Source organism: Vibrio penaeicida (genome assembly GCF_030689305.1).
Taxonomy (GTDB): Bacteria; Pseudomonadota; Gammaproteobacteria; order Enterobacterales; family Vibrionaceae; genus Vibrio; species Vibrio penaeicida_B.
This window is the reverse complement of sequence record NZ_JAUYVM010000022.1, coordinates 1-16,345: the sequence shown is the minus strand read 5'-3', so window position 1 is coordinate 16,345 and position 16,345 is coordinate 1. Positions and strand designations below refer to the sequence as shown.

At 47.5% G+C, this 16,345-nt stretch carries 8 protein-coding genes and 1 tRNA gene; 4 read left to right on the top strand and 5 right to left on the bottom strand.

The features are described 5' to 3' along the window. Positions 1–115: 115 nt before the first annotated feature. Genes Q8W40_RS24290 through Q8W40_RS24275 form a run of 4 tightly spaced genes read right to left on the bottom strand, consistent with a single transcriptional unit; the run spans position 116 to position 4,395 of the window. Positions 116–1,237 carry an acetoin dehydrogenase dihydrolipoyllysine-residue acetyltransferase subunit gene (locus tag Q8W40_RS24290; protein ID WP_305400947.1) on the bottom strand — a complete coding sequence of 374 codons (1,122 nt, stop codon included), beginning with the start codon at positions 1,235–1,237 and terminating at the stop codon, positions 116–118. Continuing rightward, entirely contained in the window at positions 1,234–2,247 is a 1,014-nt protein-coding gene (locus Q8W40_RS24285; RefSeq protein WP_305400946.1) for an alpha-ketoacid dehydrogenase subunit beta, read from the bottom strand. Before Q8W40_RS24285 ends, Q8W40_RS24290 begins: the two co-directional genes overlap by 4 nt. Before the next feature lie 20 nt (positions 2,248–2,267). Next, positions 2,268–3,251: a thiamine pyrophosphate-dependent dehydrogenase E1 component subunit alpha gene (locus tag Q8W40_RS24280; RefSeq protein WP_305400945.1), complete on the bottom strand. Its 984-nt coding sequence runs from the start codon at positions 3,249–3,251 to the stop codon at positions 2,268–2,270. Continuing rightward, the gene (locus Q8W40_RS24275; RefSeq protein ID WP_305400944.1) at positions 3,244–4,395 is read right to left on the bottom strand and encodes an NAD(+)/NADH kinase; all 1,152 of its coding nucleotides are present in this window, start codon (positions 4,393–4,395) and stop codon (positions 3,244–3,246) included. The genes Q8W40_RS24280 and Q8W40_RS24275 overlap by 8 nt, the downstream gene beginning before the upstream one ends. Before the next feature lie 289 nt (positions 4,396–4,684). Between Q8W40_RS24275 and Q8W40_RS24270 the strand changes: the two genes are divergently transcribed. The 4 genes from Q8W40_RS24270 (at position 4,685) to Q8W40_RS24255 (ending at position 15,523) form a co-directional block, all read left to right on the top strand. Continuing rightward, positions 4,685–6,610, top strand: coding sequence for a sigma-54-dependent Fis family transcriptional regulator (locus Q8W40_RS24270; protein ID WP_305400942.1), 1,926 nt, complete (start codon positions 4,685–4,687; stop codon positions 6,608–6,610). Positions 6,611–6,738: 128 nt separating this feature from the next. Further along, positions 6,739–6,829: transfer RNA gene (locus Q8W40_RS24265), tRNA-Ser, on the top strand. 816 nt (positions 6,830–7,645) lie between these two features. Then, positions 7,646–13,723: a TcdA/TcdB pore-forming domain-containing protein gene (locus tag Q8W40_RS24260; protein ID WP_305400940.1), complete on the top strand. Its 6,078-nt coding sequence runs from the start codon at positions 7,646–7,648 to the stop codon at positions 13,721–13,723. Between the two features lie 441 nt (positions 13,724–14,164). Further along, positions 14,165–15,523 carry an anti-phage deoxyguanosine triphosphatase gene (locus Q8W40_RS24255; RefSeq protein ID WP_305400938.1) on the top strand — a complete coding sequence of 453 codons (1,359 nt, stop codon included), beginning with the start codon at positions 14,165–14,167 and terminating at the stop codon, positions 15,521–15,523. A gap of 164 nt (positions 15,524–15,687) precedes the next feature. Here Q8W40_RS24255 and Q8W40_RS24250 read toward each other — a convergent pair. After that, the coding region (locus Q8W40_RS24250) for a hypothetical protein (protein WP_305400936.1) at positions 15,688–16,345 on the bottom strand (658 nt) is incomplete at its 5' end.

The window sequence follows — 16,345 nt, the reverse complement described above, 5'->3', positions numbered from 1 at the left end:
CTGCACCAAAAACGTCTCAAGCGATTCGATCAAATTTACCTTTTCTGGTTCAAATCCTCTCAGTCCGACCATGTAAAAAAAACCGCTGTTTTTACAGCGGTTTTTTGCGTTTAGGCTAATGCAATCGAGCGAGTACCTCGTTAACCTTATCGACTGCCTCCATTTGAGGCATATGTCCAACGTCTGGTAGAAGTTCAATTCTGGTGTGAGTACTTAAGCTCGAATCCTCTACCTCGGGGGTGATTGGCACCACCTTATCTTTCTGCCCCCATATTAGGGTAATTGGAATCTCCAACGCTAACAGCGGTTTCACCAAATTGATGGTCTGCTTTCCGTTGTTTGATAACGCATTGCGAAGCAGATGAAGCGCGGCATCTACGCCATCCAGACGCTTATATTTGAGCAAATCGTCCACCATGGCTCGATTCACTAAACTTTGATCGGCGAACAAATGCAAAACTGCTGCTTTCATGGCTTTGCGTGAATCTGCCTCAGAAAACCCAACTAAGTAGTCTTCACTGATATCAGACGTTAACCCTGCCGGAGCCAACAAAGTCAGCGAAGCTACTGAGCTGGTGTTTTCAACTGCAAACTTTGCTGCCAGTAATCCGCCCATGGAATGCCCGACAAGATGGCAACGCTCGATGTTTTGCGTGCTGACAAACTCCGAAATAGTCTGGCTCAGACATTCAATCGGGTCGCCATTGAGTGCTTTTGTCGATTGCCCGTGACCAGGCAAATCCAACGCATACACCGGATTGCCAGATGTCTCTAGGTTGAACAACCAATTGTCGAGATCGCCGCCAAATCCATGAATGAACAGCAAAGGTGTGCCTTCGCCGTCGCGATGCACATAGCGAACAGTACCCGTACTCAGCTCAATGAATTGAGAACGAAGCGACTCTTCAGCTTCTTCCTCTGCATCGTCCACAGTAGATTCAAACTGCTCAATGTAAGCGTCGATCTCCTCATCCGATACTGAATCGTCTGCTAGAACGCCAAGCAAGGCTTTCACATCATAGATTTCGCCCTCTTCTGCCACTTTTCGCCTCAGCACTCCTGCATCCGGCGCTTCCACCATACTGGCAATTTTGTCGGTCTCAACGTCCATGATTACCTGACCAACTTCAATGGAATCCCCCTCTTCCACTAGCCATTCATTCAGGGTGCCTTCCGTCATGGAAAGCCCCCATTTCGGCATAACAATCGGGATGATCGCTGTGTTCTCTGAACTCATAGCCCCTCCTTCATCACGTACTCAATGCGTTTCAAAATCATATCAGCACTGGGCACATACGCATCTTCAAGGCTAGGAGAAAAAGGCACAGGCGTATGAGGCGCGGTGACCATTTGCGCTGGCGCTTTCAGATACGAAAACCCTTGCTCACAGACTTTGGCGCACACATCGGCGGCAATGGAACACCTTTCGTTAGCTTCATCAATGCACACAATGCGCCCCGTAACTTCCGCACTTTCCAACACCGTATCCATATCGATGGGAGAAAGCGTTCTCAAGTCGATAACCTCGCACGAAATGCCCTTTTTCGCAGCTAGGTTCGCCGCTTCCATTGCTCGGTGGACGGTTAATCCGTAAGAAACCAGCGTAACGTCGTTCCCTTCTCGCAACACATTGGCTTCACCAAATGGGATGGCATAAGCCTCTTGCGGCACATCGTCTTCCATCTGATAAAGGCTTTTGTGTTCCAAAAAGATGACCGGATCGTTGTCGCGGATGGATTGCGCCAGCAGCCCCTTGGCATCGTAGGCATTAGACGGGCACACCACCTTCACTCCCGGTAAGTTAGTAAACATCGGTGTCAACATTTGACTGTGCTGTGCCGCAGCGCGAAAGCCAGCGCCACACATGGCACGGATGACGACAGGCGTCTCCGCTCGGCCGCCAAACATATAACGAAACTTCGCCGCCTGATTGAGGATCTGGTCGTAACATACGCCAATAAAGTCGATAAACATCAGCTCTGCTATCGGTCTTAACCCACAGGTTGCTGCCCCAATCGCCGCACCCACGTAAGCGGATTCAGATAACGGGGTATCGATCATCTGTTTAGGGTGTTTGGCGTAAAGCCCTTTGGTAACACCCAGCACGCCGCCCCAAGCGTCATCCTCGCCCGGTGCGCCCGTGCCGCCGACGATGTCTTCCCCCATCATCACCACATTTTCATCTCGCGTCATTTCGAGGTCGACCGCTTCATTGATCGCGTCTTTAAAGGTTAATTGTCTGCTCATCTTTCACTCCTTGAATTCGATTAGTAGCTCACGTAAACATCGCGATGCAGTGCTTCTGGTGACGGCTCTGGTGCGTCTTTCGCTTGCTGAACTGCATCGTCAATCAGTGCCAATACCTCGCCATCAATAGCAGAAAAATCCCCTTCTTCTGCTAAGCCTGCTTTTAGAACCTGCGCTTTAAATTTCTTGATGCAGTCATGATTTTCTCGCAGGTCTTCAACCTCGCCTTTCGCGCGATAGGTCTGCGCGTCCCCTTCAAAGTGCCCGTAAAAACGCACCGTTTTGCATTCCATCAAAGACGGACCATCACCTTTTCTGGCTTTCTGAACGATTTCGCCTGCCGCTTCATATACAGCAAAGAAATCAGTGCCATCTACGGTTATTCCCGGTAAACCAAACCCTGTCGCTCGGTCTATGTAAGACTTGGATGCTACCGCCCAGTCCGCAGCAGTCGACTCGGCGTACCCATTATTCTCAATCACAAAAATGACAGGTAATTCCCACACAGCCGCCAGATTCAAACTTTCTAAAAACATGCCTTGGTTAGACGCGCCGTCACCGGTAAAGCTGATGCCCACACCGTCGTGCCCCAAATGTTTCGCCGCAAAGCCAGCGCCACACACTAAAGGCGACCCTGCACCCAAGATACCGTTAGCCCCCATCATGCCTTTCGATAGGTCGGCGATGTGCATGGAGCCTCCCTTGCCTTTACACGCTCCGGTTTCTTTTCCGTAGATCTCCGCCATCATGGCGTGCACATCCACCCCTTTGGCAATACAGTGCCCGTGACCACGGTGGGTAGACGCAATCCGGTCTTTGTCGTGAAGATGCATCATGATCCCCACCGCGACCGACTCTTCCCCCGCGTACAAATGCACAAATCCGGGGATATCACCCCGTGAAAAGTCCACGTGTAGGCGTTCCTCAAACTCACGAATGGTTTTCATCATTCGGTAAGCGTCGAGCAATTTCTCTTTGCTCAGTGATTCGCTGATACTAGGCATCACATTCTCCTTGTTGATTACATAAAAGCATCCTTGCAGCGCATGCGTTCATGCAGGCTTCTACATTGATGGTAAAAAAAGCATTGGGAATCAGTTCGAGGGTCACATCATCTAACGCCTCGACGATGTGCTCTCGCTCGCCATCCAGCGCAATCGCCGCACTGCCATAACGAAGACCAACGGGCTGATTCGGGTTCAGGGTTGAAAGGGTTTGAATCGCAACGGGCATAAACACTCCGGGGATCAGAGGCACCGTTAAGCTGGAAGCGTTCGTCAGACTGGAAGTGTCCGCGTTGTTAGATAGCTCAACAAACCGCCCGCACGGATCCGTACGCTCGACGGGGGCACTCAAGCCAATGATTGAAGAAAGCCCAACCTGCATGGCAGACGCAAAGGTCACGTATACCGCGCGTAGCGTATCCGGTTGCCACACAGCTTTGCTGCCGACAAACCTATCGGACGTTATCGCCGCATCCACTAACGCAATGTCTTCTATTGGTGCAGTTTTGCCTTCTGTGCCGGAGTGGGCTTTCTCTTGAATACGAAGCTGTAACAACTTATTGGGTGAAAGCGCTGTCTCTTTCGGGATTTGACCACTGGCATACAGCGCCGTCGCCAAACCAATCAAACTCGGCTCGACCGTTTCGGGAAAGGCGTTATTGGTACCCGTAGAATAACCAGTAATGGGTGTGTCTCTGGCGTGTTTCACCACCAGCCGATGCGTACCATCCCCTCCCAACACCACTATTGCGCTAAACTTGCGATCTTCGCATGCAAACGCCGCATTGATAGTGTCTTGCTCGGTTCCAGTTATCGGGATAGGCAGCAGTTTGAGCTCCGGAAAGCCTTGCCGCTCGCCCGTTTTTTTAGGCACAGCTTGTTTGGAACTGGTTTGTTTAGATCTGGCTGATTTAGCTAAAGCCGCTTGCCCGCGATTCACCTCTCGCTGCACCATATCCGATAATCCGGTTTTATCAGGCATCATCCACACCTGATGCACGCCGCCAGCTTTCAAACCGGACAATATTTTCAATACGATACTCACGCGATCGTTCAGCGTTAGGCTTCCGGAAGCCGCGACCACACGTCTTATGTCTCTTGCGGAGACGGGATTGGCAATCATGCCGACAACACCTTGATTCACAACATCTCTCCTTGATAGCTCCTTTACTAGAGCAAGCAAGATGCCGACTTTGAAATAAATCTATCCAATTGATTTTTAGTGATAATTTGAAAAGCGATTGAGGGAATTCGTAGCACCGCGACAGGATGCTGCAACAGGTGTTGCACGAGAGCGTTTCAAGATTGAGAAACACACAAAACAGCCGATTTCGACGCCGTTCTTAGATGCAAATTAGTGGGGTGAATGCTAGATCTGTATTAATGTACTCAAGCTCTAAGGTGACTGGGGTATGCATCGAAAGGAATCGATCATGAGAAGTTCAGAAGTGAATGCCATTCGTAGTAACACCTTTATCCGCTCTCACATTAAAGAGGTGGAACATGCCGTAAGCGGCAACGGGGTTGAGCGCGACCCTATTATCCTCAATTCGTGGAAACGCTGTGTCGAGACTCACCAGTTAGCGCCAGCCAGCTTAAAAGAAGCCTACATACTGCCCAGCTACGAACTGAAACTTCATCAGGAACGAACCGATCGACTAATTCACACCGCGCGCCATGCCCTAGAAATGTTGTACAAACAGATATCGGGCCAAAACTACGTGCTGCTGCTGACGGATCACGAAGGCGTCACCGTCGATTACATTGGCAACACGACACAACAAAACGAGCTGAAATCCGCAGGATTGTATTTGGGGTCGTCTTGGTCGGAAGAACGAGCCGGCACCTGTGGCGTAGGATCTTGCATTTATACTGGTCAACCTATTACGGTTCATCAAACCGACCACTTCGATGCCACGCACGGGCAACTTACCTGCAGCGCTTCTCCCATTTATGGTGTAGATGGACACCTTGCTGCGGTGTTAGACATTTCAGCCCTGCATTCGCCGGAACCCAAAAGCAGCCAATTGCTGTCGTTACAATTGATTCGCAACGTTACCAAGCGCATCGAGATGACCACCCTACTCTCCAGCTTTCGCCATCAATGGGTGCTGAAACTGAGTAAAACCCCCGAGTTTTTAGAACTCGACCCCGATTGCGCTCTCGCGGTGAATGACGACGGACAAATCGTAGGGTTAACCCATTCGGCTTACGGCATATTAATGAAAGGGCATTCCGCTACAGCCAATCCGTTAAACGCCCATCAACTTGGCGGCGTACCATTGGATAGCCTGCTGGACTTAGACATCAACGACCTGCCGAAATACTCAAGGCGCTACTGCCCCAATCCGGTTGCCGTGACCACGCAATCCGGTGACTTGCTCTACATTCAGGCAATTGAACCCGTTCCGGTCGCACCCAAATCCATTCCTACAGAGCGCCCCATCGCCAAGCCGCTTGAAAGGCTGTTCTTTCGCGACCCGATCATGAAATCGATGGCGGAAAAGGCTTCAACCCTCGCCAATTCCTCTATCTCGATATTGATCTCGGGCGAAACAGGTGCAGGCAAAGAATACCTCGCCAAAGCGATTCATGACGCTTCAAGAGGCAAGCGTCCTTTTGTGGCGATCAACTGCGCCGCAATTCCAGAAAGCCTGATTGAAAGCGAGCTGTTCGGCTACACCGCGGGCTCGTTTACAGGCGCAGACAGAAAGGGCAAAAAAGGGTTAATCGAACGCGCCAATGGAGGCACGCTGTTTCTGGATGAAATTGGCGACATGCCCCTCGCCTTACAAGCCCGATTGTTACGCGTAATTGCCGAGAAAGAAGTGACCCCAGTGGGCGGGCACACCCCCGTGCCTGTTACCTTTCGGGTGCTGGCTGCATCGCACCAAAACCTTGAAGACTTGGTAAAGCAAGGGCGATTCCGAGAGGATTTGTACTACCGCATTTCCGGTGCCAAATTAGAGATGCCACCCCTGCGGGTAAGAAAGGACATTAAATGGCTATCGAGCAAGCTTTTATTGGAATACGCCGACCAGCCCGTACCCATTAGCCAGGGCACCACTCAACTGCTGAACAAGCACCACTGGCCCGGAAACATACGCGAGCTGAGCAATGTATTGCAGTTTGCGCTGGCGTTCAGCCAAGGGGAGAAGATTCACCCCGAGCACCTGCCCGATTCGTTCTCGAAATACCAACAGGACGCGCCCACCTTGCCCGTGGATACCCAGCTTGAAACCCTGTTGAATAACCTGAACTGGAACATTACCGCAGCGGCCAACTACTTGGGGGTTAATCGCAGCACAGTGCACAGACGAATGAAACGCTGTGGATTGATCCCACCCAACCGGCGATAAAACCAACAAACCGATCACTGCACAACCAGCCGAACTTCTTTTTTGATGGTTTTGACGTTTTTTCAATCAAACAAACCACTTAGGGGTTTACAAGATTTCTAACCCTATATATTATGCGCCTCAACAACGGAGAGATGGCTGAGTGGTTGAAAGCACCGGTCTTGAAAACCGGCATACGTTAATAGCGTATCTAGGGTTCAAATCCCTATCTCTCCGCCACATTCTAAAAAGCCGCTGATTTTTTCAGCGGCTTTTTTGCATTTTCTCTAGTCATTGGCGACGGCTACTTAGGAAAAACTTGCGCCTTGTTCCAAACTGCCCCCCTACCCCAAGCATACTTTTTGTGACTTTGAGTCGGATTATGCTCGCTCACCAAACCTGTAATAATTAAAATTGTTTGTATCTAATTTCTAGCGATTAACTGCGTTTTATTACGATAACTGTCTTTTTTATAAAATATTAACGAAAGAAAAAACAACGCACCGTACAATCCTATGAATATTAGGTAATTTTCAGTTAAGCCTTCTCTTTAGTGTTTAACTTACAACTCTTATCTACTCGTGAATTAATTGATAAAACACTCAGTGGAACCCTCTCAACTTTCCTGTCTCTTCACTTTTTAAGCACAACTAATGTTAAAACCATCATTAACTTACTACACGTCTGGTCTGTTCGTATTCAAGCTCACTCAATTTTAAAAAATTCCCGATTTTTAAGGTAGATAGAGCCCGAGGTACTGGGCGTGTTCGCAGTTCCAAAAATAAAAAACTCTGTTTTTTATCCAATATTTCCTGCTCGATTTTTATATTAAGGTGAAAAAGTACCTACTGCTTAGCAATCAAGCGGTTATTGCTGTGTTTGCGGATTTTCAATAGGTACGTAGCAGTGGTGCTCATACCTGAATATTCTCATTTGTAATGCGCTCACGGGTAATTTTTGCTGAGAAATAAAATGGAAGAAATGAGGCTTATTTTAGCGGTCACTGATGCCCACTTTGCATAACTGAACTTACTTAATTGTTCCTCAGGAGACAAAATGCAAAAGAAATTTTTGACTGTACTCATCTCTTCGTTGTTGGGAGCGCAAATCGTTAGCCTGCCCGATGTCTATGCCATGCCGTTACCTGTAACGGCTTCAGATACCACCGAAGCGATCACCAATTTTACTCGGTCACCGCGAGAGTTTTTAAATCAACACACGGTTGATGTGATTGAGCTAGTGAAAAACGGCGGCTTGCCGACACAAGGCAACGTCAGGCTGGAACCTGCCACAGGAGGATTCAAACTTAGATATACAGAATCCACAGCCGCAGACACAACCAACGCTTATTTCCTTGGGTTTAATGGCCGTTCTAATCCGGTCCCTGCGTATGTGGACATTCCTAAGAATGCCGCCGAGGGAACACTCATGCTCACTGGATCTTTAACCGGATGTTCCGTGGTCGTGACCGAGCTAAATGACACCCACTACCGTGTTTTTCATGATGGCCGTGTGGGAAGCTCTGTTCTCTACGACAACGTCGTGATGTCGGTCGATTATGCCGATTACGAAGGCAAAAAATCCACCGAACAAATCGCCGGAGCTTACTTGATTGTCAAAGATGGCGAATGGCAGTTAATGCTTCAGAAACAAAAACAGATCCTCGACGACAAAGGCACTTTCACGTGGGTTAAACGAACTGGAAAAGAAGGAGAAGCGGTGATTCAGCGACCTCAGGTCCCCGATGATCAAGCCCGCATTCACGCCTTTAACCGAGAACGCATTAACGCGCAGAACCACCTCATTCAGGATGCGAAAAGACTTGGCATAAAAGTGACGAGTGTCCCGCAGGACGGCGCTTACACAAAAGACAGCACAGTCAAAGTGGATGAAAACCCTGCGCTCACGGAGTGGGAAGCGTTCAGAAACCAGTTGAGAGAAGAGGTGAAAAAAGAACTTGCGCCTGCCATTCAACAAAAAGACGCATTGTTCGCACAACTTCGCGGCGCTACAGGGACGCAAAAGCAAGAGATTGAGAAAAAGCTTGAATTGATAAAAACCACCAAAGCCTATTACGAAGAAGAGTTTCTGGGCAGTATCGAAAAAAGTGTCGATACCGACCGTCTATGGATATGGCTTGAGAAAAAGAAACTGGAAGGCATAGATGCTGTCGTTGGCATCGACGTCAATTTGAAAACCAACCCTAATCAGCGTCTCATCGAAAAATTCAATACACAGAAACGAGTCTTTGAAAATCTTAAGGGTCAACGAGGTGAACGTTACCAGTTTGGTGTGGTCAATCATACTACTGTTGATCTTCCGGTTCCCATTGACAACCTGACGTCTCTGAAAATGATAGATTTACTGCTGGACGACACTCAGCCTCTGGACCTCAGACAAAAAGGGGCGCTGGTCAAGCACATAGAAAACAAATTCCGCGACGAGACAAAAAGTATCGCATTGAATCAAACGGCGAAGGTGAGTGAGTACATGACCGCAAGCGGTGCCAACGTTACTCAGCTTCTCCCACAAGATTTTGTATTATCTTGTGGTCCAGGCCGCTGCTTACCGCTCTCTCGTATCATGTCTACAGCCATCGCTCAAAATGGAGAGATGGGAGCGCGGGACTTTTCTTCGTCTCTGTACGATTCCGCTGCCAGCGCAGGCTCTTCCTCGGCTAACGCTGTCTACCAAACGATTGGGGCTCTGCATGCCAATACCGACGCGAGATACGCCGAGAGCGACATTGGTCGGCTGAACATCCGAGCGATTACGGACAATTTGGCGGCGACACCTCTGACTGACGGTGGAAGTAAATTCATGCTCATGAACACCGCTAGACACAGTATGCTTGTCGGCAAACAGATGTCGGAAGGACGTGATCGTTACTTCTTCTACGACCCGAACTTCGCGGTATTTAACTTCGATTCCCCCAAAGCCATGCGCAACGCATTGAGAGCGCACTTACTTAAACATAAGTTTGCGCGTTATTACCAAGCAATGGGTACCGAGCAAAACCCTGAATTCGAGATGCGGGTTATCGATACGGATCAGATGGCTAGAGTTCGGCTTGCGACCGGCTTTGATGTCCTAGATTTGGCTCTCCCTTCTGAGCGTGCTGCAAACATAAGCGCATCAAACAACGCCGCTCGGTTGGCATATACCAGTGACGCGGTATCTGCCGATCTTAAATTACAATCGGCACTGAGCGTATTGGAAGGCGCGAACTTAGCACAAGGATTCTTAGAAGCAGCCGATGACTTGTATCGAACCAACAATCTATCGCACGACTGGGTTCCCGTTTTCGAAAACATGAAACGCACGCAAGATGGGAACTATGCCATACCTCTGGTTCATGCCGAAGACAACCTGACAAGAGAGCTGATCACACCCGATGACCGAATCTGGAAGTTTAAACAGCACTTTGAAGAGTCACTTGGGCGCTTAAAAGAAAACTACCATTATAGCGAAGGTGAACTGATCCGCCGAGCAAACATCAGCGATGTGGAGCATGTCGATGGGTTGAATGCAGCGTTTGCCGTGCAAACCATACTCACATGGTTCAATAACCACAGTCGTGCCTCTGCCGCAGGTGATTCACTACCAAATGGGCTAAGCAAAGCGCTTAAGGTTCATACCTACATCAACCTGACGCAAATTGCGCATGGTACCGTCATGGATGCCGCAAAGCTTGTCAGCCTATATCGTACTGCTCTGCAAGAAGGGCAAAGTGTCACCAAATCAACGCTTTCGGCAGTGAGCCATGTGGCAAACACCGCAGTCGGCATTGGCTTAGGGTTGGCCTCTGTGGTTCTGGATTCGTACGAACTAGCACACGCTCAGAATGAAGTTCAAAAAGCCGTTTTTGGTACCCAGTTGGCGTTTGATTCTGCGTCGCTAGCCACTAGTGCCGTCGGCATAGGAGCAGGCATCGTTGGCGCCAGTACGGCCTCTGCGGTTATTGGGGGTGCGGGTGTCATCTTAGGCGGATTGGGTATTGGTTTCACCGCATTGGCACAAGGTTTTGGTGAAATAGCACAAAGAGCCCAAGGTGTGGGTCAATACTTTGCCTTGGTGGACACAGCCTATCGTGAAGGCGGTTATGCCCACGTGAACAAAACGTTAGGTGATGGTGCATCGTATCAGCTCCTTCAGCCTAAAGATGGCGCAGTGATCGCTCAGCTCGATTTAGAGTCGAAACAGATTACGTTCGACAGTCAGTACATTTACAGAACCCATCATGGCAGCACAGGTTCTGGGGCAATCAACTACTTCTTCTGGATTGGGGATCAACCCAGAATCGTCAGGAAGGAAGATCAAGCAATCAACGTTCGTGAGGGCATAGGATACGGGAACCACGCAACCCTCACCTCAACCGAAGGTGCACTCGTATTGCCCGCAACCCCTAAATCTTACATTGGGTATTCAACATACACGGCATTGCCAGGTGCAACTACCCGACACGACGCAGGGTTCGATGTGATTCGTCGCTTAGAGGTTGATGGTCGATTCGACTTCGATTTCTATGCATTCCCGTCTGAATTCATCCTTACCAGAATTACCCAAAAATACGTGAACACAGACGTTGCAATCAACTTAGGCGCACAAAATCGTCAAATTCTAATGCGTAAACTGGGTAAAGAGCTAAAAGGCAAGCTGAACTATGTTCTGAAAGGCAAAGGTGGCGAATACCGAGTCAACCTTCAGCCAGGAGCAACACTGTCGCTTGAAGTCGAGCCTCAAGCACAAGCCGGAACACGCTGGATCCTAGACGCTCGACAGTTGCCAGCAAGTGACATTCACGTCGCCAGTGATCACTTAACGGTTGGCGGTATCCGAGTCAATCTTCGCAGCGCCGACCTTGGGCAAATTTTGGTGATCGGTAATCGTGAGGAAGTATTCACGATAGACAGAGCCAATACAACGGCGGCACTTTCTTCAGAAAATGCCTCTCAATGGGCCAATGCGGATCAATTGCATCAGCATATTCAATCTGAAGTCGACAAACATCACCTTGAAAGTGACTTTGTCGCCGTAGAAAACTTTACGCCACAAGGTCAGCAACAAGCAGTAGGCCAAGCGTTCTATCAGGTTGATAAAAAGCGCTTTGTTTACACCCCCGCTCCGGCTCACGCGGACTTTCTCGCTCAGGCACAGCTGGTCGCAATAAACGGTGATCTTGCGTGGTTTAATAAAGGCAGTGAAGTCTGGTTGGTCGACGTGAATCAATCCACCATTCTCGCTCAATACCGTACCTTCGGCTGGGATCACGCTCAGGGCGCAACCACAAACCGCGTTTGGCAAGAAAATCAGCGATTGTACTGGGCGGTAGAACAATCAACCCAGTCAGGTCAAAAAGCCACATGGACGTATGTACTGGATGAACGCACTTTGCAGTTGGTGGATATCAACGGTGATACTGAAACCATAACAACACTGACGTCCGGCGGTTTGGGGAACGATATCCCTACGGGTCAGCTCTTTAAAACCCAAAACACCGGTGTTGGTGGACAAGTGGACTTAGGAGCGAATCAATGGATTGATGCAACCTTGGGAGAGGTGATTTCCATTTCGGCGACGCATCAGGATCAGAACCATCGATTCTGGGTATTGGAGGAACAAGCGGGTAAACGCGGCGTGGTGAAAGCCAATGTGACCAATCACCCCAAAGACTTGATACTTGCACTGGTAGAAAACCAGGGTAAAGCGAGTGAAAGTTACTACTTTTACTCTCATGATCAAAAAACCGTGTATCACCAGACAGGTAGAAACCAGGCGGCTACGGTGCTGAGTTTGCCGAGTTCCGTAGGTGGCGTTGAAAAAGTCGCCAACGACAAAGCCCACTTATTCGCGTTCGCGAAAGACAACACTCTGTGGCTCGCGGATAAGAAACCGCTACTCGCTGGTGTTACGGAAAAATGGGTTAAGGCAAACCGGACTCAACTCTTAGCTCGTCTGCATGATATTAGCGATACTCACGATGCAAAACTGAGTCAATTGGTGATATTGGGTGCCAAAGAAAGAGACATTAACAACACGCTTCAAGCCACCAGTATCTGGTACGACACGCAATCCGCACGTCTCGTACAGGCGGGTAGAAACCTGGCTGGAAAGTCTTTAACTTTGCTTGGGCTGACCGCGGACCAAAAACACGCGTGGATCTTCAATCAAGATGACGCCAGTTTATATCGTCAGGCAGTGCTTGAGCACGATGGCATGCTAAACGAAGAGTTGGTTGTTCAGGTTCAAGCACCAGATGCCGACCTGTTCCCAACAATGGAAGGAAATATCCTTAAAGTCCGTCAGCAAGGAGAATCTATAGAGGTCACCACCAAAGATGGTGTCATCGTTGAACTGAGCGCCAACGCAACTCGTGGAGACAAACCGATACTTCGTGGTGTAACAGAGCAATGGCAACAAGCACATCAGAATATTCGTGCGGGTATTCAGGCGATGAGTGGCATCTACGAGCAGCCACAACCCGTCCGATTGCTCGGTTTGGAAGCCTCTTGGTATCTGCCTAGCGAGAGACAATTGATAACAGCCCCTAACTTGGACACGTCGCACGTCTTGAACTACCTAGGTCAGGGGAAAAGAGGAAACCATTACATTTACGACAGTGATACTCAAAGCCTCTACAGCTCTTCACCAAACGCGATCATCGATTCACTCAAGTCACTGGGTCTGTATGCCACTGCCGTGACCGAATCTGGCCACAGTTTGGTGCTTCAGGGTGCAAAAGGATCAACCAGTAGTGAGTTACCTCAAATCACGGGTATCCATAATGTGGTTTGGAGCGGCAGCGCCGAAAATTACCATTACCGGATTGATCAAGATGCGCTCGGCCATTATGAGGAAATCGTGATTGTTCCTAGAGGAAACAATGGAAAACTCGACTTGCCATTTGCCAACGCAACCAATGTGATTCTCCAACGCAGAGGCAATGCTTTGGCTCTGTACGATCCTCAGTCTAACACTGGCATTCTGATCCAAAATGCGGATCAAGCCGCGCAAAGAAACATGAGTATTGGAGGAAAGCGCCTTGAAGGTATCTTAAATCAAGTCGACCAACTCTCAGGGCAGACCGGTTACGTTGTCAGTTATAGTGACGTCGTTACCTCGAACACCCCATAACCACTCACAAGCCCGCCAAATCGGCGGGCTTAACACATTCAGCACAAGTTCACTTCACTAGCGTTAGCTGACGCTTTGACCGCTTCTTGTTCCTCTTCTATGGCAAATTCAATGGCATCTACCAGCTTTTCTTTTTCGGTATGCGAACACGCGTTTGGTAAACGGTTTTTGTCCCATTAATTGTTAGTACTTTTACTCATTCACATACTGTTAATGTATGTTTATCCTACTAATTCTAATCTCAATTGTATTTCCTTGTTTGGCTGGTTGGACGGCTCTAAAGCTCTGTTTTTTCAGTCTGCTCACCTGCTGTGAGCAGGGGAAAGCTATTACTCTCACATGGTGTCGTAGTTTAAAGTTTGCTAGATAATTGATTTACAAGAGTTAACATTAAACTAGAATAACCTGTCAATATGACACCTGATGAACAGGAAATTCTGAATGAATAAGTTAACACAAAGAAGATTAGAACAAGATTCGAGACCTAATGATACTCGTAGTGAATATGAAAGAGATGAATCAAGACTGATACACTCGGCTGCTTTTCGCCGATTGCAGTCTAAAACTCAGGTATTAGGTTTAGGCGAAAATGATTTCTATAGAACACGTTTAACACACTCTATGGAAGTCGCTCAGATTGGACGAGGGATTGTTCAATTTCTTGACAAAAATGGTGATAAGAGTTTAAGGAAACACTTGCCAGAATCAGCTCTAATTTCTAGCATATGCCTAGCTCATGATATCGGTCATCCCCCATTTGGTCACGGTGGAGAAGTAGCATTAAATTACTGTATGAGAGCTTATGGTGGCTTTGAAGGGAACGGTCAAACATTAAGAATTCTTGGAAAACTAGATAAATATACTGAGTATCACGGGTTGAATCCTACTCGGAGAATGTTACTGGGCATCCTTAAATATCCGGTTACATACAAGGAACTGGTTAATGAAGACTCCTATAAGTTTGAAAAGGATGAACACGCACCATATTGGCTCTTCGAAGCTAACACTCAGAAACCGCCAAAGTGTTATCACGAAATAGACGCCGACATATTTGAATTCATATCTGATGGCTTTTCTCTAGAGGATATTAAGAAATTTACCAAGACTGAAGTTGATAAAAAAAAGCCACACAAACTAACGTTGTACAAGTCACTAGATTGCTCAATTATGAACTTAGCTGACAACATCTCATATAGCCTTCATGACTTAGAAGATGCTCTTTCTCTAGGCATGATAACCAAAACTTCTTGGGAAGAACATTTTCAAGGTAAAGAGTCCTTGTTCAATGACGTGGCAAATGATAACGAATCCCTTCGATATAAGAGCATTTTGGCAAATCTATTTGGAGCTAGTCATAAGCGTAAGGAAACTATTGGCGCTTTGGTGAACCTAATGATTACTAGTACTAAGTTTGTGGACAATGGTTCAGGATGTGAGGACCCACTTTTACGCTTCAACATAGAGTTGACTGAACAGGTAGAGAAACTCAGAGTTTGTATATTTAAGTTGGTTGTAGAAAAAGTAATTCAAGATGAGAACGTTCAGCAATTAGAATTTAAAGGGCAGAAACTAATTATTGAATTATTTCAAACTCTAACCAAAGATCCAGAAAGATTTCTTCCAAAGGCAACTTTGGCAAGATGGAAAAAAGCTGGTGAAGATCTTGATGGAGATAAGAAAGTAGCAGCTCAAATGCGTGTAGTTTGTGATTTCGTTTCAGGGATGACGGATGATTATGCAACTAGGTTTTACGAGAAGTTATTCAGTCCAAGAAAAGGCTCTATCTTTGATAGACTCTAATCGCTTGGCTATGGAGTAACCATTATCGAGCCAGCTAAATATACGCTGGCTCAGCTATGCCCCGTTCCATTTTAGTTAAATCTATTAATAGCGTAGATCAAGTGGTGCCATAACTTACTTTTTCTAACTATAGAGCATCTACAAGTCTGTAGGTTTTATCAAAGTTAGTCTGCCGATCTACAAAAAACAGAGCTAAGAGATTGTAAAGATAGTTTTATGAAATTCTCACCCATATCGTCATCAATGGTGTATTTAGTCTGTTCTTTTCCATCAACTTCAACCTTTTTATCTAGGATAGTGAATCTAGCTCTATGCTCGCTGTCTGGCGTAGTTAGCACTAAATCTCCCTCACTATCTGAGATTTCATCAAACCATAATTCAAGTGTTGAGAGTTCTTCCCTCATAGGGAACTGGTATTTTTCGTATTTACCTTCTACTACGGCTATATCGTCAAACTCAAAGTGATTGGTTAGGTCTCCCAGTAACTTCTGACATGATTCATTGACGAGATTCTGTAAAGGTGTCGCATTGAACATCTTCATAACTTCTCTAGATGATACGTCATGCTGTAGGTTGCTAAAGCTTGCCTCTCCAACTACACCCATGTGACCACGAATAACTTCTTCAATGGCACTGAAAGTATTCAGTATGTTCTGGTCTCTAGAGCTTCCGTCTTCTTCTGGCGGTACATCCCATACTTCTTTGAAGTCGTTCCCCATGTAATATGCAAGATGCAAAACCTCTGAGTGTAGTGGCATAGTGAATTTGGCCACCTGATTAGAGGTGTTAAGATGCACCTCGTACACAACAGGTGGAACTATG

Bases quoted from the DNA above. Each gene is read 5' to 3' on its own strand.
- Q8W40_RS24255 (WP_305400938.1), top strand. From the start codon at position 14,165: ATGAATAAGTTAACACAAAGAAGATTAGAACAAGATTCGAGACCTAAT.
- Q8W40_RS24270 (WP_305400942.1), top strand. From the start codon at position 4,685: ATGAGAAGTTCAGAAGTGAATGCCATTCGTAGTAACACCTTTATCCGC.
- Q8W40_RS24290 (WP_305400947.1), bottom strand. From the start codon at position 1,237: ATGAGTTCAGAGAACACAGCGATCATCCCGATTGTTATGCCGAAATGG.
- Q8W40_RS24285 (WP_305400946.1), bottom strand. From the start codon at position 2,247: ATGAGCAGACAATTAACCTTTAAAGACGCGATCAATGAAGCGGTCGAC.
- Q8W40_RS24280 (WP_305400945.1), bottom strand. From the start codon at position 3,251: ATGCCTAGTATCAGCGAATCACTGAGCAAAGAGAAATTGCTCGACGCT.
- Q8W40_RS24260 (WP_305400940.1), top strand. From the start codon at position 7,646: ATGCAAAAGAAATTTTTGACTGTACTCATCTCTTCGTTGTTGGGAGCG.